The sequence below is a fragment of the Qipengyuania mesophila genome, assembly GCF_019711655.1.
Lineage (GTDB): Bacteria > Pseudomonadota > Alphaproteobacteria > Sphingomonadales > Sphingomonadaceae > Qipengyuania > Qipengyuania mesophila.
Window position 1 is genome coordinate 103579 of record NZ_JAIGNU010000001.1, and the last position, 23301, is coordinate 126879.

At 61.4% G+C, this 23301-nt stretch carries 18 protein-coding genes; 11 read left to right on the forward strand and 7 right to left on the reverse strand.

Translation table 11 applies throughout. From position 1 onward, the window contains the following. Positions 1-46: 46 nt before the first annotated feature. From K3181_RS00505 to K3181_RS00520, 4 genes are all read left to right on the forward strand, one after another. Entirely contained in the window at positions 47-439 is a 393-nt protein-coding gene (locus K3181_RS00505) for a hypothetical protein (RefSeq protein WP_221599806.1), read from the forward strand. Further along, entirely contained in the window at positions 439-969 is a 531-nt protein-coding gene (locus K3181_RS00510) for an Nmad2 family putative nucleotide modification protein (protein WP_221599808.1), read from the forward strand. The genes K3181_RS00505 and K3181_RS00510 overlap by 1 nt, the downstream gene beginning before the upstream one ends. A gap of 59 nt (positions 970-1028) precedes the next feature. After that, positions 1029-1304 (forward strand): hypothetical protein, encoded by a 276-nt coding sequence (locus K3181_RS00515; RefSeq protein ID WP_221599810.1) that lies wholly within the window; start codon positions 1029-1031, stop codon positions 1302-1304. A 148-nt stretch (positions 1305-1452) separates the two neighbouring features. Beyond that, positions 1453-2157 (forward strand): DUF3800 domain-containing protein, encoded by a 705-nt coding sequence (locus tag K3181_RS00520; protein ID WP_221599812.1) that lies wholly within the window; start codon positions 1453-1455, stop codon positions 2155-2157. A 139-nt stretch (positions 2158-2296) separates the two neighbouring features. Here the strand turns inward: K3181_RS00520 and K3181_RS00525 are convergent, their stop codons facing one another. Further along, positions 2297-3232 carry an IS1595 family transposase gene (locus K3181_RS00525; RefSeq protein WP_221599814.1) on the reverse strand — a complete coding sequence of 312 codons (936 nt, stop codon included), beginning with the start codon at positions 3230-3232 and terminating at the stop codon, positions 2297-2299. Between the two features lie 211 nt (positions 3233-3443). Between K3181_RS00525 and K3181_RS00530 the strand changes: the two genes are divergently transcribed. After that, a complete protein-coding gene (locus tag K3181_RS00530; protein ID WP_221599816.1) occupies positions 3444-4466 on the forward strand; it encodes a nucleotide kinase domain-containing protein in 1023 nt (340 codons plus the stop codon). Here K3181_RS00530 and K3181_RS00535 read toward each other — a convergent pair. The 4 genes from K3181_RS00535 to K3181_RS00550 all read right to left on the reverse strand — a co-directional run bounded on the left by K3181_RS00535 (position 4463) and on the right by K3181_RS00550 (position 12512). Continuing rightward, positions 4463-6082, reverse strand: a complete 1620-nt coding sequence (locus K3181_RS00535) for a hypothetical protein (RefSeq protein ID WP_221599818.1) — start codon at positions 6080-6082, stop codon at positions 4463-4465. The two genes, K3181_RS00530 and K3181_RS00535, sit on opposite strands and share 4 nt — an antisense overlap. Before the next feature lie 11 nt (positions 6083-6093). Then, a complete protein-coding gene (lepA, locus tag K3181_RS00540) occupies positions 6094-7929 on the reverse strand; it encodes a translation elongation factor 4 (RefSeq protein ID WP_221599821.1) in 1836 nt (611 codons plus the stop codon). Between the two features lie 55 nt (positions 7930-7984). Beyond that, the gene (locus tag K3181_RS00545) at positions 7985-10204 is read right to left on the reverse strand and encodes a putative bifunctional diguanylate cyclase/phosphodiesterase (RefSeq protein WP_221599822.1); all 2220 of its coding nucleotides are present in this window, start codon (positions 10202-10204) and stop codon (positions 7985-7987) included. A gap of 88 nt (positions 10205-10292) precedes the next feature. Further along, complete coding sequence (locus K3181_RS00550) at positions 10293-12512, reverse strand: EAL domain-containing protein (protein WP_221599824.1); 2220 nt, start codon at positions 12510-12512, stop codon at positions 10293-10295. 183 nt (positions 12513-12695) lie between these two features. On the opposite strand from K3181_RS00550, the gene K3181_RS00555 reads away from it, so the two are divergent. The 6 genes from K3181_RS00555 (at position 12696) to K3181_RS00580 (ending at position 21019) form a co-directional block, all read left to right on the forward strand. Beyond that, the gene (locus K3181_RS00555) at positions 12696-14006 is read left to right on the forward strand and encodes an FAD-dependent oxidoreductase (protein ID WP_221599826.1); all 1311 of its coding nucleotides are present in this window, start codon (positions 12696-12698) and stop codon (positions 14004-14006) included. Between the two features lie 89 nt (positions 14007-14095). After that, positions 14096-15784: a PHA/PHB synthase family protein gene (locus K3181_RS00560; RefSeq protein WP_221599828.1), complete on the forward strand. Its 1689-nt coding sequence runs from the start codon at positions 14096-14098 to the stop codon at positions 15782-15784. 65 nt (positions 15785-15849) lie between these two features. Continuing rightward, a complete protein-coding gene (locus K3181_RS00565) occupies positions 15850-16674 on the forward strand; it encodes an alpha/beta fold hydrolase (RefSeq protein WP_221602770.1) in 825 nt (274 codons plus the stop codon). Between the two features lie 35 nt (positions 16675-16709). Further along, a complete protein-coding gene (locus K3181_RS00570) occupies positions 16710-18197 on the forward strand; it encodes an MFS transporter (protein WP_221599831.1) in 1488 nt (495 codons plus the stop codon). Between the two features lie 63 nt (positions 18198-18260). Continuing rightward, the gene (locus tag K3181_RS00575; protein ID WP_221599833.1) at positions 18261-20012 is read left to right on the forward strand and encodes an N-acyl-D-amino-acid deacylase family protein; all 1752 of its coding nucleotides are present in this window, start codon (positions 18261-18263) and stop codon (positions 20010-20012) included. Beyond that, complete coding sequence (locus K3181_RS00580; RefSeq protein WP_221599836.1) at positions 20009-21019, forward strand: zinc-dependent alcohol dehydrogenase family protein; 1011 nt, start codon at positions 20009-20011, stop codon at positions 21017-21019. The genes K3181_RS00575 and K3181_RS00580 overlap by 4 nt, the downstream gene beginning before the upstream one ends. Here K3181_RS00580 and K3181_RS00585 read toward each other — a convergent pair. Both K3181_RS00585 and dnaN read right to left on the reverse strand, forming a co-directional pair. Beyond that, positions 21016-22086: a DUF2855 family protein gene (locus K3181_RS00585; protein WP_221599837.1), complete on the reverse strand. Its 1071-nt coding sequence runs from the start codon at positions 22084-22086 to the stop codon at positions 21016-21018. The two genes, K3181_RS00580 and K3181_RS00585, sit on opposite strands and share 4 nt — an antisense overlap. Before the next feature lie 55 nt (positions 22087-22141). Beyond that, positions 22142-23266 carry a DNA polymerase III subunit beta gene (gene dnaN, locus K3181_RS00590; protein WP_221599840.1) on the reverse strand — a complete coding sequence of 375 codons (1125 nt, stop codon included), beginning with the start codon at positions 23264-23266 and terminating at the stop codon, positions 22142-22144. Positions 23267-23301: the final 35 nt, after the last annotated feature.

The window sequence follows — 23301 nt, forward strand, 5'->3', positions numbered from 1 at the left end:
AAGAAAAGAATTGCTTGAAAGATCTTTTCCAATTCCCAGATATTGCGTGCGGTACAAACGGGGAATTCTCATGGAACAAATTGGCATCTACAATGCCAGGGAAGTGGGCGGGCTTGCAGAGCTTCTTGCAACGATCGATTGTGAACTCGGTGAAAACGAGCACTTCCTGATCGTAGTCAACAACCAAGAGATCGCTGAAGATGAGGGGCTGGAAACAGCCATGATGAGCGCTCTTGCTAAGGGAGCGAAAATCATCGTGGTATGGCCTCTTGAGGGGCCACACCTAGCCCTGCCTGACATTCTGCGGAAGATTCGAATAGCCCTCATCAAGTTTGATTCAGAGGCGCTACACGACGTCATATGCAATAAGAATGGTCGGAATGACGGCCCTGGGGGCGGAAGGCTACCAGCACCAAAAACTGATCGGCACTGCTGCTGATGCAAGTTCATACATACTGCGTCGAGCATGACCTCGGATTTGCGCCCAATCCCTTTCATGGAATTTGCTCTCTTGCGTGTTGCGCCCCTCAGCTTCGCAAGCATGCTGAAGAAGGAGACTTGGTCGTAGGACGAGGTAGTGTCAGGGCGGGCCGCCCAAATAATCTTGTCTACTGGATGTTGATCGAGAACATTATCCAGTTCGAGGATTACGACGCTGACCCAGCTTATGCGGCGAAAATTCCGGATATGAGCGGAAGCACCATGGTTCGATTTGGCGACAATATCTACTTCCGTGACCCGGTAACAGGCCAGTTCATCCAGCGCGATTCTTTCCACAGCAACGAAGATGGTGTCCAAAGCCCGACCGACATTCAGACCGATACAGGCACCACCACCAATGTGCTCCTGGGTCGGCAGTTCACATATTTTGGCGGCGAAGGCCCAAAAATTCCCGACCAGCTCCGAGCGATGTTCCCGCGCCGAAATCGGCGATGTCACCACTCCCCTAAAAAAAAGGTGATTGTATAGTTTGCAAACACGCTGGCCATGCGGCATTGTTTCCGACCAATCACCGTGGAGTCGGATGCGTGGATTACGATGCTGAAATTAGGCGGCTAGCCGCCGAGAACATGGCCCAACAGTATCTCTTAATTGGCCTATGCCGCGGGATCGTTGGGCTGGACGGGCGCAACGCCCCTGTCGTCGAAGATGCCTTCCGCTATGCGGAGAGCATGGTTGAAATCGCTGCGACTAAATTCTCTGGGACAGGGCACGGCGCTCATGTCGCCAGTATTGCAGAGGTAGTGGAACAGCTTCGCGCCGCGCTTCTCGATGATGGCGGCCAGCCTAAGGACGCTGTTTAGCTTCGTCGGACTCATCGCGACCACCCCTCACCACCTTGCGAAGCCGCTCTTCCCAGCGCGCTTCGTCCTCGTCCGCTTCGTGCTCGCGAGCGGCCTCTTTGAATTTGTCGGATTGACTCTTGGAGTCTGACTGCGTTGATCCTGTCATATGCACCTCGTTTATATTGACGACTCCTATGAGAAGCCGCGCCAGATATATTCGGCTGTGGCGATACCCGCGAATAGGTGGGCCGCTTGCTTTGCCGAGATTAAAGCATGGCGACGCAAACTCAAAGAAAGCGACGGCATTCTTATCACCAAGGAGTTTCACGCCACCAGCTTTTGCGCGGGGCGAGGGAGGCTGGGTCCTCAAGTCGTTGGCAAATACCGCCGGTCCCTCATTTTTCGTGAAGCCCTTGAATTGCTGAACGGGATGGAGGGGGTGAAGGTGTTCAACGTGTGTCGCTCGTCCAATCTTGATTGGGCGATGGAGCGACTTCTCACTCGCATCAACAAGACCATGCAAACTTGGGATAGCCACGCAGTTCTCATGTTCGACGAGGGCAAAGAGGCCGAGATTACGCGGCTTCTGAGGCGCATGGGCGCGTTCAATCCCGTCCCCGTCTACGTTGCTCCTGGAGTAACCGAACTGCGCAACCTCAAATTGGATCGCATACTTGAGGACCCCGTGTTCAAAGACTCTGAGCGCTCATACTTCGTTCAAATGGCAGACTTCGTCGCCTACTCGTTATTACGGAAAGAGCAGCCCCTCGCTTCGAAGAACGCCTACGGATACCACGAGTGCTTCGATATTTTAACCGATGTAGCCGCGCGAGAGGCCAGTCTATCAGACCCTATGGGGGTGATACGGTAAGGGCGACCCCGAGGGGCCGCCCTAAGTAAGCAGGGCCTACACCGCCCGCTAAAGAACGGTTCAGTCCTGCGAGATCAAACTAACATCATCCCAATCGAACTCAAGCTGAACGGACTCAGCCTGACTCGATTTTGACTCGTTACGCCGCAATAGGCCCCCCATACGTAAGGCGCTTGCCGACGATACCGCGAAGAGCATTCCCAGCGCGGTCAACGTCGTTGAAGCCGAGTGCAACGCGGTTGTTATACCGGAACTCGAATTCGGCCAGATACCGATGAAGGTGATCTTCGCCGCAATGCTGGTAAACGCCCTTCATGCCGCGCTTGAAGATCGAGAAATAACCCTCAACCGTATTGCTGTGGACCGTGCGGTCCTCAAGGTTCACGTATTCGCCCTTGCCGTGGCTGGTGGTGCCGTGACCGGCGAAATAGTGCTTCACGTCGCGGTAGCCGCTGTGTTCGTCCGTCATAATGCGTGCTTCGCGCTCAACGTTGGCGATCACCAGCGGCATGAGGGTTTCGGCCTTCACATCGTCAATCACCATCGTGCGGGCCTTGCGGGTGTCGCGGTCCACTAGGGCCAGAACCTTCATCTTGTGGTGGAAGGCACGGCGCTTCTTCATGCCCTTCTTCTTGCCGATGAAAGTCTCGTCCACTTCCACGATACCGCCGTTGCCGCCCATCGGGGGAAGCTCGCCACCGTCGCGCATTGCCTCGCGAATGCGGTGCAGGAGAAACCATGCCGACTTGTAGGTGATTTCCAGCGTGCGGTGCAGCTGGTGAGCACTGATACCCTTCTTGCTGCTCGTTACCAGATAGACCGCCTGAAGCATCTTGTGCATCGGAATGCGGGCGTGTTCGAAAACCGTGCCGACCTTGACGGTGAACTGCTTCTTGCAGTCGCCACAGCGCCAGAGGCCGACACGAATACGCTTCTCGGGGTTCGCCTTCACCTTCGTGATGCGATCTACGCCACCACAGTGAGGGCAAACGGCTCCGTCCGTCCAAATCACACTTTCAAGGTAAGCGAAGGCCGCTTCCTCGTTGTGGAAATAGGGCTTTGAAAGGACAGACATTTCTACTTCTCCGTTGGTGAACCCTTTATAGCACCAACGGGTGTGTTTGCAAAGTATATTATCGCCAAAAAAAAAAGACGCATTGCTCGAGTGGCTTGATGTGAGCAATCCGAGAGGCATTGTAGGATTGCCAACAGATTGGGCGGATATCCACCACTGATCAGCCCATGATTCGAGACGAATCGTTCAGGTTTCGATAGGTCCAAGCGCTATGGATCACCTGTCTCGCAGCCCAGCGTTTGACGACTACTGGAAATTCGCGGCGAAGCGGCATGAAGCATACCTGAGTCGGGCGCAGGGTCAGCCCGGTCCATGGACCGACGATCCAATCATTGCAAAATTCAGATTCACCAACACATTTCGCGCCGCCGATCGAGTAAGCCAATTTCTCATTCGTCACATCCAATATGATCGCTCTAATGATTTAAGCGACGAAGACATTTTGTTCCGCACACTACTGTTCAAGATTTTCAACAATATCGATACTTGGAAATCCCTCGAGAGAGAATTTGGACAAATCCGCTGGATAGATTTTAACTTCGGCCTGGCAAACGATCTGCTCGAAGCCGCCATAAGCTCTGGCAGAACGATTTACTCTGCAGCATACATAATGCCGTCACCAGCGTTCGGTGCAAAGCGAAAGCATACCAATCATCTACGTTTATTGAAGTCGATGATGGAAGAACGGCTAACGCAACACGTAACTTCAGCGAATTCCCTTCAGAGTCTCTATCACACGCTCCTTAACTACAAAGGGCTTGGGCCATTTTTGGCATTCCAATACGCAATCGATATAAATTACTCTCAGCTTACAGATTTTGAAGAAAATGAATTTGTGGTTGCCGGACCTGGAGCTCATGACGGAATACGCAAGGTATTTCCTGACGCTGCGCCCAACGATGCAGAGGATATCATCCACTGGATGGTTGAAAGGCAGGACCGGGAATTCGAGAGGCTTGGCATAGATTTTGAAGGGCTTTTCGGCCGCAAATTACGTGCAATCGACTGCCAGAATATATTTTGCGAAATTTCTAAATACTGCCGCGTCGCTCATCCGAGCCTACAAGGCATAAGTGGCCGAAAGCGCATAAAGCAGAGTTTTTCAAGTTCGCGCCGCTCGGCAATGCCCGCGCCGTTCTTCCCTCCGAAATGGAAGATAAACGACAAGATTGAGCTGTCATACTCTTCTTCCCATTGCGGTGATACTCAAGCCCAACTTGAGCTAAGCATTTAAGAAGGAACTCCGATAGCCATCGCTAAGCAAATCCAGCGCCTTCCAGTTTTGGTCCATTGCGTCCGGAAGCCAACAATAGAACGTTCCCAAATCGCCTCTTGCACATCGCCGTGGGCTTTTACGCTTATTTGCTTACTTCTTGAGTGGGCGACCTTTATTTTAGATAGATTCTCGAAACTCGCCTCAACCCTCAGAATACGGAGTATTGCAGCTGCTTCTACCTGCGCCCTCTCGGCGTCTGTAATATCTCGTGAAAGAAGCGATTTCGGTCGAAAAATTTCGATTGCAGTGTCGACTACGGGGCCATGGACATCAGCGATGACCATCGGCGAATATGTCACTTGGCGTTTCTCAAGGTCAATCGATACAGTGCCCTGCTTCTCTTCGTGCAACTGGGCATAGAGGCGATGCCCCGCTACTATCGCTTTTCGCCACTCCCAATCTCTGCTTTTTTCAACTTCGAGATCTTTGGCAAAGGTCCTGACAAGTTTTAGGAAGTGATAGGGTATCTGTCCAGCATCGGTGAACAAACGACGGCGTGCTTCGTCGGTACTCAATCCCTCATACTCACCAATCAGTATGGCGTACGAGTGGACAGCCTTAACGATTGCTTCTTCTACTATTCGCGCTCTTGCGCCATCCTCTGTTCGATCAATGATAGGATTATATTTCCGCTTTAATCCCATCAATGATCGCATCACCGGGGACCAACCTAGTACCGCAATGTTAGCCAGATGCAGTGCGTCGTGAAACCTATACCCATCATCGGTTCTTGCATTGTCGTCGAGCTCGTCTCCTAGAGGACGTCCTCGATAGAACATCTGCAATCGGTCGCGCTTGGTCGAGACGTAAGAGATCTCGAACTTAAGCGGAAATTGTTGTTCTTCTGGAATTCCCTCGATACGGTCATACAAAGCAGTCGGCTGTGAATCCGTTCGATTGGAAATTTCCGTAATTTTTAATTCATTCGCTTCGGCGACTTTGCAAAGGGATAGGTCATAAAGAGAAGCGATAGCGCTTAAATGCCATAATATTGCACCAAGTGTACGATCTTGAACGAATGGCGGGATATCATCTCTCAATCCGGCTTCAGCCGTAGGAAACTGCTGCCCCATAATCGCAGTTGAAAGGAGCATTAAGCGCGTTAGGCAAACATCTAAGAGCTCCTGCCCCTGCGTCCGTGCCGTTAGGAATGCAACCGACTGATAGGCATCTAAGGAAGCGCCCTTGCCTTCTTTTATCAATTCTGCAGAATTTTTGCAGAAATCCTCAAAATCACCATCATCGATAGCATTTTGAAAATTTTTATTAGACTCGATCTTCGAAGCCAAGGCCTCGAAATCGGCCTTGATTATTGAAGCTAAGCCACCTCCATTCTCCATGGAAGCGAGTTGAGTAACATACCAAAGACTGTCGCCAAGTTCCTCGATGATCTCTTCGTTGCTGATATTCCAATGCTCAGCTTCGTGATGTAGAACTTTTTTCTTAAGTGCTGAAGCTAGGGCACCTATCTCTGCTGCCAAGCCATATCTCGCAATTCGAAAACGCTCTTCAGTCGGTTTCTCGTTAGTCCAATCAGAGTCCCTTACGAATTCATCGTAGCTTGCGAGTCGCACTTTTTACCCCCTTATTCTTCTCCCATACGAAGTGCGGCTATAAACGCTTCCTGCGGGATAGACACATTGCCATACTCCCGCATCCGCGCCTTGCCCTTCTTCTGCTTCTCGAGCAGCTTCTTCTTGCGCGTGATGTCGCCGCCGTAGCACTTGGCGGTCACGTCCTTGCGCAAGGCGGCGATGGTTTCGCGGGCGATCACCTTGCCGCCGATCGCGGCCTGGATCGGGATCTTGAACAGGTGCCGCGGGATGAGGTCCTTCAATCGCTCGCACATGCCGCGGCCGCGTTCCTCGGCCACACTGCGGTGAACGATCAGGCTGAGCGCGTCGACCGGCTCCGCATTGACGAGGATGTTCATCTTGACGAGGTCGCCCTCGCGCAGGCCGATCTGCTCGTAATCGAAGGAGGCGTAGCCTCGCGAGATCGACTTCAGGCGATCGTAGAAGTCGAACACCACCTCGTTCAGCGGCAGCTCGTAGCTCACCTGCGCGCGGCCGCCGACATAGGTGAGGTTGGTCTGGATGCCGCGGCGGTCCTGGCACAGTTTCAGGATCGCGCCGAGATATTCGTCGGGCGTGTAGATCACCGCCTTGATCCACGGCTCCTCGATCGTCTCGATGCGGTTGACGTCGGGCCAGTCGGCGGGGTTGTGGATGTCGATCGTCTTCGCGTCCTCGGTCTTCGAATGGCCGAGGTGGACGCGGTAGACCACGCTGGGGGCGGTGGTGATGAGGTCGAGATCGTATTCGCGGCTGAGCCGTTCCTGGATGATTTCCAGGTGCAGCAGGCCGAGGAAGCCGGCGCGGAAGCCGAAGCCCAGCGCGGCGCTGCTCTCCATTTCGTAGCTGAAGCTGGCATCGTTGAGGCGCAGCTTGCCGATCGACTCGCGCAGCTTTTCGAAATCCGCCGCGTCGACCGGGAACAGGCCGCAGAACACCACCGGCTGGACTTCCTTGTAGCCCTTCAGCGGGGTGGGCGCGCCGTTCTTGACCGTGGTGATGGTGTCGCCGACGCGCGCCTGCTCGACTTCCTTGATCTGCGCGGTGATGAAGCCGATCTCGCCCGGGCCCAGTTCGGGCAGGTCGGTGCGCTTGGGGGTGAAGCAGCCGACGCGGTCGATCAGGTGTTGCGTGCCGCCCTGCATGAACTTGACCTGGAGGCCCTTCCTGATGACCCCGTCCATCACGCGCACGAGAATGACGACGCCGAGATAGGGGTCGTACCAGGAGTCGACGAGCATGGCTTTCAATGGCGCGTCGCGGTCGCCGGTGGGGGCGGGAATGCGCTTGACCAGCGCCTCGAGCGTGTCCTCGATGCCGATGCCGGACTTGGCGGAGGTGAGCACCGCGCCGCCCTCTTCCCACGGGCCGGTCGCCTCGATCCCGACGATTTCCTCGATTTCCTCGGCGACCCGCTCCGGTTCGGCGGCGGGGAGGTCGATCTTGTTGATCACGGGGACGATCTCGTGGTCGTGCTCGATCGACTGGTAGACATTGGCGAGCGTCTGCGCCTCGACCCCCTGTGCGGCGTCGACCACGAGCAGCGCGCCCTCGCAGGCGGCGAGGGAGCGGGAGACCTCATAGGCGAAGTCGACATGGCCGGGCGTATCCATGAGGTTGAGCTCGTAGGTCGCGCCGTCGCGCGCGGTGTAGTTCAGGCGCACGGTCTGGGCCTTGATGGTGATCCCGCGCTCCTTCTCGATGTCCATGTTATCAAGCACTTGCTCGGACATCTCGCGCTCGGTCAGCCCGCCGCAGTGCTGGATCAGCCGGTCGGCGAGGGTCGATTTGCCATGGTCGATATGGGCGATGATCGAAAAATTGCGGATCTTGGAAAGGTCAGTCATTGCGCCGCCCCATTAGCCGCGCCGCATCCCGCTGTCAGCAGGCAAAGCGCAAGCGTCAGGCGGCGTCTTTCCCGCCCGTCTGGCGGGGCGCGTTGGCCGACAGCGCGAACTGGGCGAAACTGCTGCCCGCGGCATTGTCGGGCGCCATCGCGTATTTGCCCGGGGGCAAGGCGGTGAGCGGCGCTCCGGCGGCGGCGAGTTCGTAGGGGCTGACGCGGTGCCGCGTGCAGAGCCCCCCCGCCCCGTCGTCGACCAGCTCCTGTTCGAATTCGAGCCCCTGCGTATCGCCCATCGTGCGCTTGACCGAACAGACGGCGAGCTGGCCCTGGCCGAAATCGAGCACGAAGAGGGTACCCACCGGCACGCCCTCGAGCCCCTGGATCATCGCCCCCGAACGCGAGAGGTTGCGCAGGGTCACGTCGTAATAGTGATCCTCGTGGATCAGCCCGATCTTGCGCAGGACGGTACGGCGCGAGGCACGCTGCGTCCCGTTGTCGGTCGGCGCGAGGGTCCATTCGCCCTTGGCGATCTCCTCGCCGACCTGCTCGGCGGTCAGCGCTTCGGAATAGACGAAGCCGCTGACCCGGTCGATGCCGAGCCGCTTGAGTTCGTGCATCAGCTCGAGCGCGTGCACGCCCGAGGCGACGGTCTCCATGCCCATGGCACCGCCAAGCGCGACGACCGCGCGGACCAGTTCCATGTCCCCGAGGTCGTTGCCCATGACCGGCTCGAAGAATTCGCCGCCGATGCGAAGCGCGCCGAGCGGTGCGCGGCGGAGGTAGGAGAGCGAGGAGAGCCCCGAGCCGAACTGGTCGAGCACCAGCCGGGCACCGAGCTTGAACAGCGTGGCGAGCGCCTGGTCGACCTTGGCGGGCTCGCCGAGCAAGACGCTTTCGGGCAGGCGCAATTCGAGCCGCGCCGGATCGAAGCCGGTTTCCTCGAGGACCTTCTCGATCCCCGCGACGAAGCCGGTCGCTTCGAACTGGACCCGGCTGACGGGAAAGGAGATGGACAGGCTCTCGGGCCAGCCGAGTGCATCCTCGCAGGCCCGGCGGATCGCCCATTCGCCTATCGGTACGATCAGGCGACTGCCTTCGGCCACCGGCAGGAAGGTCTCGGGCGCAACGCGGCCGCGTTCCTCGTCGACCCAACAGTATTGGGCTTCGAGCGCGACGACACGGTCGTCCGCCGGCGTAACGACGGGCTGGTATTCGAGCGCGAAATGGCCTGCCTCGATCGCTTCGGCGAGGTCCTCTTCCATGCGCCTGCGCAGATTGGCCTCGTGTTCGAGGTCTGCGGCATAGAAGCGGAACTGGCCGCGACCGCCGTTCTTGGAGGCGTAGAGCGCCAGGTCGGCCGCGCGAGTCAGTTCGTCGCGTCCCAAGCCGTCGTAAGGCGCAATGGCGATGCCGACCGAACAGCCGATGATCGCGCGACCTTCCTCGACGGGATAGGGCTGCGAAAGGATCTGGATGATCTTCTTGGCGATCGCGCCCAGTTCGCCGCGATCGTCCATGTCGGGGACGAGGATCTGGAATTCGTCGCCGCCTAGACGCCCGATCTCGCCGCGCCCGCCAATCACGCCGCGCAGCCGCTCGGCGACCTGCTGCAGCAACTGGTCGCCCGCCGGATGGCCCAGCGTGTCGTTGACCTGCTTGAACTTGTCGAGGTCGAGCATCATCAAGGCGGCGCTGCGCTTGGCGGCCTTGAAGGCGTGCAGAGTCGAATCGATCCGCTGCTCCATCCGGTGCCGATTGGCGAGACCGGTCAGCGAATCGAACTTGGCCAGACGATTGGCCTCTTCCTCGCTGCGGAATTCCTCGGTGATATCGAGCGCGCTCCCGCGAAAGCCGAGGAATTCGCCGGCGTCGTCGCGCAGCGGATGGCCCGAGAGCTTCAACACGACATCGTGCTGTTCGTCCGCCGCGCGAACCGTGAGGTTGGTGAACCTTTTGCGGGTATTGAGCTTGAGGCCGAGAGAGCGCCCTTCTCCATCCCCTTCGACCGGTACCAGAAGGCGCTGGAGTCTCTCACCTACGAGGTTTTTGGACGTCGCGCCCAACCGTTCGCAGATCGAGGGGCTCAGGTAGACCGCACGGCCGTCGGCATCGGTCGCCCAGAAGGCCAGCGCTCCGCTGCGCTCGATCTCGTCGATCACCGCCAGCTTGCCCGCTGGTTCGAGAGGATCGACAGGCTGTGACGGAGGGCCTTCGACCGGAGTTTCTACTTCGCTCCTGCCTTTTCTGAAATATTCGGTGAAGGGCAAAGCCCCCATCGTTTTCCTGCCTTGCAAGAGGGTTGAAACCTGTCCCTGTCGACTAGGCCACAATGGTTAGTTTTGCCCTAACGGGCAGGGCTAACGATCAGTAACCGGAGCCGGTCTTGGGGCCCCCCACCTCGACTTCGACGAATTTCTTTCGCGAGTTCGCCCCAATCTGCTCGGCCATGATCAGCGAGTAAGGGTCCTGCGGCAAAGCCGCGAGCGGCCGGCCTGCAGCTTCGATCTGATAGGGCGAGACGCGGTGGCGCGTGCAGAGCCCGTCCGCGCCGTCGCTAATCAACGGCGTTTCGAATTCGACGCCCTGCATCGGCCCCTTGGAGCGGCGCACGGTCGCCACCGCGAGCTGTCCCCCGCCGAGATCGAGGACAATCTGGGTGCCAAGCGGCACATCGAGCAAGCCCTCGATCATCGCGCCGGTCTTCGACAGGTTGCGCATCACGACCTTGTAGCGGCTGTCTTCGTGGATCAGGCCGATCCGCCGGAACACGGTCTTGCGCGCCGCGCGATATTTGTCCGGTCCGAGTGGTTCGTATTTGAGCTTCCCTTCCTTGAGGCGCTCGAGGAAGTCCTCGCTTGGAATGGCACGCGAGAAGATATGCCCCTGAATCAGCGTGGCGCCACGCTGGGTGACGAGGTCGAGTTCGTCCTTGGCCTCGACTCCCTCCGCAACGGTCTCCATTTCCAGAGCGTTCGCCAGGCTCACGATGGCGCTTAGGATCGCTGCGTTGTTGCTGCCCTCCTCGGTCGCGCCGCGAACGAAGCTCTGATCGATCTTGATCTTGTCGAAGGGTGCATTGCGGAGATAGCTCAGCGAACTGTACCCGGTCCCGAAATCGTCCAATGCGAGCCTGACACCGATCGCCTTCAGTTCGCCGAACATGCGCTGGGTTCGGCCGGTATCGCCGAGAAAGACGCTTTCGGTGATTTCCAGTTCGAGCCGGTGGGGCGCGAGCCCGCTTTCGGCCAGCGCGCTCTTGACGACGCTTGGAAAGTCGTCCTGGCTGAACTGCATGGCGGAGACATTGACCGCAACGCGCAGTTCGACCGGCCAGCTCATCGCCTGGCGGCAGACTTCGTTGAGGGCCCATTCGCCCATCTGTCGGATGATGCCGATTTCCTCGGCCACCGGAATGAAATCGGCAGGAGAGATCTCGCCACGCTCGGGGTGCGTCCAGCGCATCAGCGCCTCGCAACCCTTGACCATATGGGTCTTGGAGCACACCAGCGGCTGGTAGTGCATCGCGAGTTGATGATTGTCGATCGCGTCGCGCAGGTCTTCCTCGATCTGGTGACGATTCTTCGCCCCATCCTTGAGGTCGCTCGAATAGAAGCGGTACTGTCCCCGCCCGCCGGCCTTCGCCGCCTGAAGCGCGAGATCTGCCGCGGCAGTCAATTCCTCCGTATCGAGACCGTCATAGGGGGCGATCGCCACGCCGCTCGATGCTCCGATGATCGCTCGTGCACCACTGACGATGTAGGGCTGTGAGACCATCTGGATGAGCCGTTGACCCAGGTCGCCGAGCGCACCGCGATCGTCGATGTCGGGAAGGACGATCTGGAACGCGTCACCGCTCATGCGACCGATTTCGCCCTTGTTGCCGAGGATCCGCCCAATCCGCGTCGCGACCTGCTTGAGGAGTTCGTCGCCCGCTGCACGGCCAAGCGTGTCATTGACATGCTGGAAGCGCTCTAGATCGAGGATCATGAGCGCACACGACCGCTTGGAATTGCGATAGGCCTTGAGCATTTCGGTCAGCCGCTGCGCCATGCGCTGCTGGTTTGCGAGCCCGGTTACGGGATCGTACTCGGCCATGCGCTGGGCAGCGCGATCCTTCTCGCGGGTCGCGGTGATGTCCTTGGCACTGCCGCGATAGCCCGTGAAACGATCCTGCTCGTCGAATTGAGGCTTGCCGGCGATCTCCCACCAGACCTCTTTGGCCTCGATGGCCAATCGTACGTTGAGCTGGCTGATCGAATTACGAGCCCTCAACAGGAATGCGAGGGGTCGCTGCGGCTTGTCGGGATCGTCCACCTTCTCGGGAATGAAAAGCTCAGACAGCGACTTGCCGATCGCTTCGTCATCGCTCCAGCCGAGATTCCGGGAAGCCCCATGGGACAGGTAAATAATGCGCCCTTGGGCATCGGTCGCCCAGAACCAACCAAGACCCGCTGCCTCGAAACTGTCGAGCATTTCCACGCGCCGCGCCGCGTCGGTGGCTTCGATGGGCCGGAGCGGAGCGGATTCGAGCGCAGTATCGTCCTCAGCCGTGGCCCGCGCCGAACGCGAGAAAAACCCTGCCATGTTCGCCTTCGCTCCCGAATGTTGCCCAGCTGGTGATAGCTCGATGCCACGCGGCAGTCTCGGTCATAGGGAAAATTCCTTTCCAAACGCATAACCATGTTCGCAACTGTCGGCGCCCTTCTCGCCCAGCTTGCCAGCCGTTCGGCGTGCGTGCATGAGCTGACTGTCTTGTGGGAGAGGGACATGCGGCATATCGCAATCGTCGGCTCGGGTCCGGCCGGCTACTACACCGCAGAGGCAGCGGTGAAGAAGTGGGGCGAGGAAGCCAGGATCGATGTGATCGACCGTCTCCCGGTTCCCTACGGCTTGATCCGCACCGGCGTCGCCCCCGATCACCAGTCGATCAAGGCGGTTTCGCGGCGCTATGAAAAGACTGCCATCGGCGAAACCGTCCGCTTCGTCGGCAATGTCGACATCGGCACCGATATTTCCATCGCGGAACTCGGGTCGCTCTACGACGCGGTCATACTTGCGACGGGCGCACCCAAGGACCGCACGCTCGCCATCGAGGGCGCAGACACGGCGAATGTCTTCGGCAGCGCGGCCTTCGTCGGCTGGTACAACGGCCATCCCGATTTTGCCGCGCTCGCCCCCGATTTGTCGGGCAGCCATGCAGTGGTGATCGGCATGGGCAATGTTGCGCTCGATGTCGCCCGCATCCTTGCCAAGACCGAAGAGGAGTTTGCCGGCTCCGACATCGTCGCGCACGCGCTCGATGCCTTGCGGGACAGCCGGATCGAGCACATTACAATCCTCGGGCGTCGCGGGCCGCACCAGATCATGATGACGCCCAAGGAGCTGGGCGAACTGCTGCATCTCGAGCGTGCCGCCCCCGAAGTCGATGCCGCCGATTTACCACCCGAGGGCGATGACGCGATCCTTGAGCCGGGTCTGCGCAAGTCGGTCACCCTGGTGCGCGAATTCGCCGCACTTCCCGAGACAGCCCGCAGCGAGAAACCCATCACGATTACCTTCGATTTCTTTGCCAGCCCGCGCGCGATCGTGAGCGACGATGGGAGGATTTCGGCCATCGAGGTCGAACGTACCAAGGTCGAGCTCGGCCGCGCGGTCGGCACGGGCGAGACCTACCGCCTGCCCGCCGACTTGCTCGTCAGCTGCATCGGCTACCAGACCTCGGCGATCGAGGGGGTCCCCTTCGACCAGCGCGCGGGCCGCTTTGCCAATGACGGCGGGCGCATCCTGCCGGGGCTCTATTGCGTCGGCTGGGCGAAGCGCGGCCCCAGCGGCACGATCGGCACCAACCGCCCCGACGGTTATGCCGTGATCGACCTCGTCGATGAGGATATCGGCCCGGGCGCGCGCAAGCGCGGACGCGAGGGGTTCGACGAACTCATCGCCGAGCGCGGGCTCGATGTAGTCACTTTCCGCGACTGGCAGAAAATCGAGGAAGCGGAGATCGCGGCGGCGCGCGAAGGCGCCCCACGCGAGAAATTCGTCGACATCGAAAGCATGATCGCCGCGCGTGGCGCCTAGGGCGCGCTTGCAATCGCCCCACGAGCAAAGCATGACCATGCAACCGGCCCCGCGAGAAGGGCCCGACCAGACCGGAGACAGCGACGAATATGAGCCAGCTCGAAGATGAAGCAGCCCAGCATACCAGCGCGCTAGGTCCGCTTGTCGGGCTGACACGCGAGGACATCTTCGGGGCGGTGGCCGTTCTGCTGCGCGAAACCGCATCAGACCCGCAACGACTGATCAAGCATAGCCAGTCGATGGGCGAGGACATGATCAAGATCATGACCGGCAAGAGCGAGCTCGCCCCCCACCCCAAGGACAAGCGCTTCCAGGACCCGGCGTGGCAGTACAATCCCTTCATGCGCGCCGGAATGCAGTACTACCTCGCCGTCCAGAAGGGCGCAGCGCATTGGCTCGAGGACCTCGAACTCGACGATCTGGAGAAGGATCGCGCGCGCTTCATCTCGACCATCATCATCGACTCGCTCGCGCCGACCAACACGCTGGCGGGCAATCCCAGCGCGCAGAAGATGGCGATCACCAGTGGCGGCCTGAGCCTGATCAAGGGGCTCAAGAACGCCTATGACGACATGGTCCACAACAAGGGCATGGTCAGCCAGGTCGACAAGAAGCCGTTCAAGCTGGGCGAGAATGTCGCGACCTCGAAAGGTTCGGTAGTGCTGCGCACCGAGATGATGGAGCTGGTTCACTACGCCCCGACGACCGACGAGGTCTACGCGATCCCGCAGCTGACGATCCCGCCGCAGATCAACAAGATGTACATCAACGACCTGTCACCGGAAAAATCGGTGGTGAAATACCAGGTCGACAACGGCATCCAGACCTTCGTCATCAGCTGGAAAAACCCGTCGAAGGACCAGGGCCACTGGGACATGGCCGATTACGTCAACTCCTGCCGCGAGGCGATGGAGGCGGTGTCGAAGATCACCGGCAGCAAGAAGGTCAATGTCTCGGCCGGCTGCTCCGGCGGCCAGACCGCGGCGATGCTGGCGAGCAAGCTCGCCGCCGACGGCGACGACCTGCTCGGGGCCCTGACGCTGATGGTCTGCGTCCTCCACCCCAAGCAGAACGATATCGAGGCAGGGTCGCTGGTCAGCAAGAACGGCCTCGAGCTCGCCCGGCAGCGCGCCTCCAAGAAGGGCGTCATCAAGGGCGACGACCTGGCGCGCGGCTTCGCCTGGCTGCGCCCCAACGACCTGATCTGGAACTACGTCATCAACAACTACCTGCTCGGACAGGACCCGCCCGCCTTCGACGTGCTGTTCTGGAATGCCGACGCGACCAATCTCTCGGCCAGCCTGATGGGCGATTTCCTGACCATCTTCGAAACGCTGGCCTTCACCAAGAAGGGCGAGGTCGAGATGGTCGACCACAGGATCGACCTGTCCAAGGTGACCGGCGATCTGTTCATCCTCGGCGGGGTGACCGATCACATCACCCCGTGGAAGGCGACCTATCGCTCGACGCAGCTGTTCGGCTCGAAGGACGTGACCTACGTGCTCAGCCAGTCGGGCCATATGCAGGCGATCCTCAACCCGCCGGGCAATCCCAAGGCCAAGTACTACGTCCAGAAGGACGCGACCAAGCCGCTGCCCGAAACCGCCGACGAATGGCTCAAGGGCACCGAGGAAGTCGCCGGCAGCTGGTGGCCCTTCTGGCTGGAATGGCTGCAGAAGCGCAGCGGTGACAAGAGCAAGGCACCGGCCAAACTCGGCAATGCCGCATACAAGCCGCTGGACCCCGCGCCGGGGCTCTACGTTATGGAACCCTGCTGAACAGCAGTGCAAAGGACCCCAGCTTGACCGCATCGAAATCCCAGACCCCGACCGCAACCTTCCGCATGATGGAGGCCGGCGGACGGAGCCTGCGCGTGGCGCACTGGCGGCTCGACGAACCGCTCGACCATCCGCCGATCCTCTTCTTCAACGGCATCGGCGCCAATATCGAGGCGGTCGCCCCGCTCGCCGAAATGCTCACCGAGCGCGCCTTCGTGATGTTCGACATGCCGGGCACGGGCGAAAGCCCCGATCCGACACTGCCCTACAATCCCTTCACCATGAGCTGGACCGCGCGGCTGATCCTCGACCAGCTCGGCGTGGACGAAGTCGACGTGATGGGCGTGTCGTGGGGAGGCGCAATGGCGCAGCATTTCGCGCTGCAATATCCCAAACGCACCCGCCGCCTCGTCCTCGCCGCGACGACGGCGGGCATGCTGATGGTACCGGGCAATCCCGCGGCGCTGACCAAGATGGCCAATCCGCGCCGCTATATCGATCCAAATTTCATGAACGAGCACTTCCAGACGCTCTACGGCGGGACCGATCGCGACGGGCAGGCGCACCAGAAGGATGGCCATATCGGCCGGCTGAAGCCGCCCAGCCCGCGCGGATACTTGTACCAGCTCATCGCCATGCTTGGCTGGACCAGCCTCCCCGCGCTGCCCTTCCTGAGCAAGGAGGTGCTGGTGATGATGGGCGACGACGACCAGATCGTCCCGCTCATCAACGGCCGCATCCTCGCCGGTGCGATCCCCAATGCGCAGCTCGAGGTGGTTGAGGGTGGCGGGCACCTGTTCCTGCTGACTCATGCCGACGAGAGCGTCGCGAGGCTGCGCGCCTTCCTCGACGCCCCGGCCACACCGGCGGAACTCGACCGCGCCGCCTGAGGGCACGGGTCACGCGATCGGGAGGGAAAGCGACGATGGCCACCGATCCTGCACTCGCTGCGAACCCCCTCGCCAACCAGCCGGTCCGCGCGAGCAAGGGTGAAGGCGGTGCACTCGGCAAGACGGGCTTCGCCTGGGCGGTCTTCGAATGGGCGCGCAATCCCTATTACATCCTGATCGTCATCTACATTTTCGCGCCCTATTTCGCGCGCGACATCATCGGGGCCGACCTGCTCGCCAGCGGCGCGCTCGACGGCTTGCCGCCCGACAAGGCGCTCGCCGCGGCCAACGCGCAGGGACAGGCGACCATCGCCTCGGTGACCAAATGGGCCGGCTTCATCGCCGCGATGACCGCGCCCTTCCTCGGCGCGGCGCTCGACCGGGGGGGACCTCTCAAGCCGATCCTCGGCCTGTTTCTCGGATCGATCGTGATCTGCTCGTCCATGCTGTGGTTCGCGATGCCGGGCGGACAAGGCCTCGGCGTCGGGACCATCATGGCGTTGCTCGTGATCGCCTATGTCAGCTACACCTACTCCGAGGTAACGCACAACGCGATGCTGAGCGTCGCTGGCGAACCCAAGCGGCTGGCGATGATCTCCGGGCTTGGCCTCGGGCTCGGCAATGGCGCGGCGACACTGATCTTCCTCGCGATCGCCATGCTCTTCGTCCTGCCGGCGACCACCGGCTGGCCCTTTGCCACGCCTCAATTCGGCGTCGACCTCGCCAAGTTCGAACATGCCCGCCTCGCGGGCCCGATCTGCGCAGCCTGGCTGGCGCTGTTCTCGATCCCATTCTTCCTCAATGCGCGCGATCCCGGGGTGCCGGGCGCGAGCTGGCCGAAAGCCTTCCGCGAAGGTGCCGCCAGCGTCTGGCGCACGTTGCGGGCGGCGTCGCAATACCGCCAGCTGATGAAGTTCCTCGTCGCGCGCATGTTCTATGCCGATGCCATGGCGGCGCTGCTGGCGCTGGGCGCAGTCTATGTCGCGCTCTTCCTCGGCTGGGATTTCCTCGAAATGCTCTGCTACGCGATCTTCGCCAGCGCCTGCGCCTTCGCGGGGGGCATTTTCGGCGGATGGCTCGAAAATCGGATCGGGGTGAAGCGCGCGCTGGTGGTCGAGATCCTCGCGATGGTGGCGACCGGCCTCGTGCAATTGAGCATCACGCAGGAGAGCCTGTTCCTCGGCCTCGTCGAAAACCGCGAGGTCTGGGCCGGGCCGGTCTTCCCGACGCTTTCCGACATCGTGTATCTCAGCCTCATCAGCGTGGTCGCGGTTACCGCGACAGCCAGTATCTCGTCGGGTAGGACGATGCTGGTGACGCTCGCCCCACCCGGGCGCAGCGGGGAGTTCTTCGGGCTCTATGCCATCGCCGGCACAATCACCGTCTGGATGGGACCGCTGCTGGTCGAGCAGTTCACCCTCTGGTCCGGCGACCAGCGCGTGGGCATGGTCTCCATCAACCTGCTCTTCTTCATCGGTCTCGGTGTCCTGCTGACCGTCCGAATGCCCGAACGCACTACCTAAACACCGCTGGACTCATCGGTTGCATTGTGGAACCTTCTTCCATGGAGAGAGGAGCACGCAGCCATGCCCGCATACGACCTGATCATTCGCAACGGGACCATCGTCGATGGCACCGGACAGGACCGCTTCACCGGCGACATCGCCATCAAGGACGGGCTGATCGCCCAGGTCGGCCAGGTCAGCGGCGACGCCGCGGAGGAAATCGATGCTGGCGGGCACCTCGTCACCCCCGGCTTCGTCGACATCCACACGCATTACGACGGGCAGGCAACCTGGGACCAGGAAATGGCCCCGAGCAGCTGGCACGGTGTGACCACGGTGGTGATGGGCAATTGCGGGGTCGGCTTCGCCCCGGCCAAGCCCGACAAGCACGAATGGCTGATCGGCCTGATGGAGGGTGTCGAGGACATTCCAGGCACCGCGCTGGCCGAAGGGATGAGCTGGGACTGGGAAACCTTCCCCGAATATCTCGACGCGCTCGAGAAGCTCCCGCGCACGGTCGATGTCGGCACGCATGTCCCGCACGGCTCGGTGCGCGCCTATGTGCTGGGTGATCGCGAGCGCCCCGGCGCCGTCCCGACCGAGGACGACATCAAGGAAATGAGCCGTATCGTCGAGGAAGGCGTGCGTGCAGGCGCTCTCGGCTTCTCGACCTCGCGTACCGTGCTCCACCGAGACATCGATGGCGAGGTCGTCCCCGGCACGACGGCTACAGCAGAGGAACTGGTCGAGATCGGCCGTGCCATGGGCCGCGCCGGCCACGGCGTGTTCGAGATGGCCAGCGACATGATGCGCGAATGGGACGAATTCGGCTGGATGGGCAAGATGAGCCGCGAGACCGGCCTGCCCGTCACTTTCGCCGCGCTGCAGTCGATCGCCAAGGAGCTGCCGCTCGAAGAGCAGATCGAGAGCATGCGCGCCGAGAACGACAATGGCGCCAATATCGTCGCGCAGATCGCGCTGCGCGGCAACGGCATCGTCATGGCCTGGCAAGGGACCGTCCACCCCTTCCGCCTCAAGCCGAGCTGGAAGGAAATCGAGGACCTGCCGTGGGAAGAGCAGAAGGCCAGGCTGTTCGATCCCGAGTTCAAAGCGCGGATGCTCGCCGAGCAGCATGACTTCTCCGAGGTCAACCAGGACATCATCGGCCTGATCATGGTCGTCTGCGGCGGCTGGAACATGCAGTTCGAGATGGATCCCGACTTCAACTACGAACCGACCGCGGCCGAGAGCATTCTCGAACGGGCCAAGGCGGCGGCCGTCTCGGGCGACGAATACGCCTACGACCTGCTGTGTCGCGACGACGGCAAGGGCTTCATCTACCTGCCGATCCTCAACTATGCCGACGGCAATCTCGACTTCCTGATGGATCTCCAGCAGTCAGACGACACGGTGAATTCGCTGTCCGACGGCGGCGCGCATTGCGGCACGATCTGCGACGCGGCCTCACCCACCTTCATGCTGCAGCACTGGGTGCGCGACCGTTCGCGCGGCACGATCACGCTCGAGAATGCCATCAAACGCCAGTGCGCCGACACCGCGCGGCTCTACGGCCTCGAGGATCGCGGCGTGCTCGCCCCCGGCTATCTCGCCGATCTCAACATCATCGACATGGACCGGCTGAGGCTCGGCAAACCCTGGCTCGCCTTCGACCTGCCCGCGGGCGGCAAGCGGCTGCTGCAGAAGGCCGAAGGCTATGTCGCCACGATCAAGAACGGCAAGGTCACCTTCCGCGAGGGCGAGTGGACCGGCGAGACGCCCGGCGGGCTGATCCGCGGCCCGCAGCGCGTCGAACTGCTCGAGGCGGCGGAATGAAGGCGATTCGCACCGGCGCCACGCCATCGAACCTCGAAGCTCTCGAATATTGCGATGTCGACGATGCCCCCGCCCCCGGGCCGGGCGAGATCAGCGTCGACCTGAAGGCGAGCTCGCTCAACTATCACGACTATGCCGTGGTCAAGGGGATGATCCCCGCTGCCCAGGGCCGCATTCCCATGTCCGACGGGGCTGGCGTCGTCACCGCAGTGGGCGACGGGGTGAGCGAATTCGCGGTGGGCGACCATGTCGTCAGCACCTTCTTTCCAGACTGGCTCGACGGGGCCCCGCCCGCGAGCGCCTTTACCCGCGTGCCGGGCGATGGGATCGACGGCTATGCGCGCGAGGCCGTGACCGCGCCGACGCACTGGTTCACCCGCGCGCCCAAGGGCTTCAGCCATGCCGAAGCGGCGACGCTGACCTGCGCCGGGCTGACCGCCTGGCGCGCGCTGTTCGTCGACTATGCGCTCAAGCCCGGCGACACCGTGCTGGTTCAGGGCACCGGCGGCGTGTCGATCTTCGCACTGCAGTTCGCCAAGGCGGCGGGCGCGACGGTGATCGCCACCAGCTCTTCGGACGACAAGCTCGAACGCGTCAAGGAGATGGGCGCCGACCACCTGATCAACTACAGGGAAGTCCAGGCCTGGGGACCCAAGGCACTCGAGCTGTCCGGAGGTCGCGGGGTCGACTGCGTGGTCGAAATCGGCGGCGCGGGAACGCTCGACCAGTCGATGCTGGCGACACGCGTGGGAGGACATATCGCGCTGATCGGCGTGCTCGCGGGCTTCGCCGGCCCGGTGCAGACCGCGCTGCTGTTTTCGAAGAACCTGAAGGTCCAGGGCCTGACGGTCGGCAGCCGCGCGATGCAGCAGGACATGATCGCGGCGATCGAGGCGAACGGCATCAGGCCGGTGATCAGCGATACCTTCGCGCTGCAGAACCTCGCCGATGCCTTCCGCCACCAGGAAAGCGGCGGCCACTTCGGCAAGATCGCGGTCGAGATCTAGGGCTCGATCACGATCCCCTTGGCGGGATCTACCGTGCCGCCTGCCATCTCGACGAAGACGTCGCGCGCGGCGGCGAGCCCCTTGTGGCGCTCGATCGTCACGCTGTCGCCCGCATCGGCGAGGAAGGCACGCCAGCTTTCCGCCATCTGCCTGCCCGCTTCCCCGGGACCGACGCTCTTGAACAGTGCCACGGCATGGTCGGGCGCGAAGAACAGCGTCGGCGTCGGGCCGGGAAGCTGCGACGCGTCGCCGCCCCGCTCGTCGATATGCGTGACGCCCACGAGGCAGGAATATTTGAGCGCGTCGCCCAGATGCGCGTGGATCGCGCCGAGCAGCTTGGCGTTGCCGGCGAAGTCGACCGAGGCGCTGGACTCGGTCGGGATGCTACCGATCTCGTCATAGGCCAGCACCTGGTCGTAGAGGCCGCTCGCCTTCACGAAATCGACATTGCCTGCGGAAGTGAGTCCGATCCACTTCACCTGCGGCGAGCGGTGCCGTGCCACGCTAGCAAGGCCCATCGCGGTCTTGGAGGAGGCGCTGGTGAGAATGAGTTGAGAGGAGCCGAACCACTCTTCCGAGCGCATGAAATACTCGATCAGGAAGCCGGTCTTGAACAGCGGCCCGAAGATCATCCGCTCGCCCTCGCGCGCCGGATCGTGCTCGGGATCGGCGGCGAGGCGCGAATACTGGTTGTAGATCGGGCTCATCGGCTGGCGATGTGCCGCCATGTCGGTGAAGCCGGAGGCCGACACCTTGCCAGGCATCACGTCGAGATGCGTCGCCATCGGCAAATAGCCATAGACGCGCTCGCCCTCGGCGATGTCCGGATGGTTGCTCCCGATGACCCGCGCATGGCCCCACATGGGCACGATGCCCTTGCCCTCGGGCGCGGGAAAGAAGTTCCAGTAGCCGAACCCGTCGCCGACGACCGCATAGGTCACGTTGTTGGATGTGACCGAGAAGCTCTCGATCGCAAGCCGCACCGCACCCTCACCCAGCTCGCCAAGCTCTCGCTCGACGAGTTCGGCGTCCCCGATCGCATCCTTGCGGACATGTACCTGCTGCATTCGCCTCTCTCCTTCGCGAGAGACGCTAGCGGCAGTGCGCTACCGAAGCGAGGGTTTAGACCCGCATCGGCATCAGCACGTAGAGCGCGGGCGCGTTCTCGTCCTTGCGGATCAGCGTCGGCGCACCGGCATCGGCGAGATGGATCTCGACCGTGTCCGAATCGATCTGGTTGAGGATGTCCTTGAGATAGCCGGCGTTGAAGCCGATCTCGAAGCCGTCGGCCGAGTATTCGGCAGGCACTTCCTCGGTCGCGGTGCCGTTGTCGGGGCTGGTGACGGTGAGCGTCACCTTGTCCCGGTCGAGCCCCATCTTGACCGCCCGGGTCTTCTCGGTGGCGATGGTCGCGACGCGGTCGACACCCTCGTGGAAGCTCTTCGGATCGAGCTTCAGGAGCTTGTCGTTACCCGTTGGAATAACACGCGAATAATCGGGGAAGGTGCCGTCGATCAGCTTGCTGGTCAGGACCACCCCGCCCTCGCCGCCGAGGGTGAAGCGAACCTTGCTCGCCGAGAGGTCGATCTGGACGTTGCCGTCCATCGATTCCTCGAGCAGCTTGCGCAGTTCGGCCACGGCCTTCCGCGGCACGATCACGTCGGGCATGCCCTCGGCGCCGTCGGGGCGCGGCAGGGTGAAGCGTGCCAGGCGATGGCCGTCGGTGGCGGCCGCCTTGAGCACCGGCTCGGCATCGTCCGAGACGTGGAAGAAGATGCCGTTGAGGTAGTAGCGCGTTTCCTCGGTCGAAATCGCGAAGCGCGTGCGGTCGATCAGTTCGGCCAGAGTCCTGGCAGGCAGTTCGAAGCTGGTCGGCAGATCGCCCTCGACGATCACCGGGAAGTCGTCGCGCGGCAGCGTGGGCAGCGAGAACCGGCTGCGCCCGGCCTTGATCGCAAGGCGGTTTTCCGCCGCTTCGAGGCTGACCTGCGAACCTTCGGGCAGCTTGCGCGCAATGTCGAACAACAGGTGCGCGGAGACCGTGATCGCCCCCGGGCTGTCGACGCTCGCGCCCATGTGCTCGACCACCTGCAGATCGAGATCGGTCGCCATGACCTTGAGCGAATTGTCGCCTTCCGCCTCGATCAGCACGTTCGAGAGGATGGGGATGGTGTTGCGGCGCTCCACGACCGACTGGACGTGGCTGAGACAACGCAGCAGCGTCGCGCGTTCGATGGTGGCCTTCATGGTCCTACTTTCGTCCCTCTTGGGCGCATGCAGGG

Excerpts from the sequence above, each read along its gene's own strand:
- K3181_RS00555 (WP_221599826.1), top strand. The coding sequence starts at position 12,696 with ATGCGGCATATCGCAATCGTCGGCTCGGGTCCGGCCGGCTACTACACC.
- K3181_RS00530 (WP_221599816.1), top strand. The coding sequence starts at position 3,444 with ATGGATCACCTGTCTCGCAGCCCAGCGTTTGACGACTACTGGAAATTC.
- K3181_RS00510 (WP_221599808.1), top strand. The coding sequence starts at position 439 with ATGCAAGTTCATACATACTGCGTCGAGCATGACCTCGGATTTGCGCCC.
- K3181_RS00580 (WP_221599836.1), top strand. The coding sequence starts at position 20,009 with ATGAAGGCGATTCGCACCGGCGCCACGCCATCGAACCTCGAAGCTCTC.
- K3181_RS00570 (WP_221599831.1), top strand. The coding sequence starts at position 16,710 with ATGGCCACCGATCCTGCACTCGCTGCGAACCCCCTCGCCAACCAGCCG.
- K3181_RS00525 (WP_221599814.1), bottom strand. The coding sequence starts at position 3,232 with ATGTCTGTCCTTTCAAAGCCCTATTTCCACAACGAGGAAGCGGCCTTC.
- K3181_RS00585 (WP_221599837.1), bottom strand. The coding sequence starts at position 22,086 with ATGCAGCAGGTACATGTCCGCAAGGATGCGATCGGGGACGCCGAACTC.
- lepA (WP_221599821.1), bottom strand. The coding sequence starts at position 7,929 with ATGACTGACCTTTCCAAGATCCGCAATTTTTCGATCATCGCCCATATC.
- K3181_RS00545 (WP_221599822.1), bottom strand. The coding sequence starts at position 10,204 with ATGGGGGCTTTGCCCTTCACCGAATATTTCAGAAAAGGCAGGAGCGAA.
- K3181_RS00565 (WP_221602770.1), top strand. The coding sequence starts at position 15,850 with ATGATGGAGGCCGGCGGACGGAGCCTGCGCGTGGCGCACTGGCGGCTC.
- dnaN (WP_221599840.1), bottom strand. The coding sequence starts at position 23,266 with ATGAAGGCCACCATCGAACGCGCGACGCTGCTGCGTTGTCTCAGCCAC.
- K3181_RS00560 (WP_221599828.1), top strand. The coding sequence starts at position 14,096 with ATGAGCCAGCTCGAAGATGAAGCAGCCCAGCATACCAGCGCGCTAGGT.
- K3181_RS00575 (WP_221599833.1), top strand. The coding sequence starts at position 18,261 with ATGCCCGCATACGACCTGATCATTCGCAACGGGACCATCGTCGATGGC.
- K3181_RS00550 (WP_221599824.1), bottom strand. The coding sequence starts at position 12,512 with ATGGCAGGGTTTTTCTCGCGTTCGGCGCGGGCCACGGCTGAGGACGAT.
- K3181_RS00520 (WP_221599812.1), top strand. The coding sequence starts at position 1,453 with ATGCACCTCGTTTATATTGACGACTCCTATGAGAAGCCGCGCCAGATA.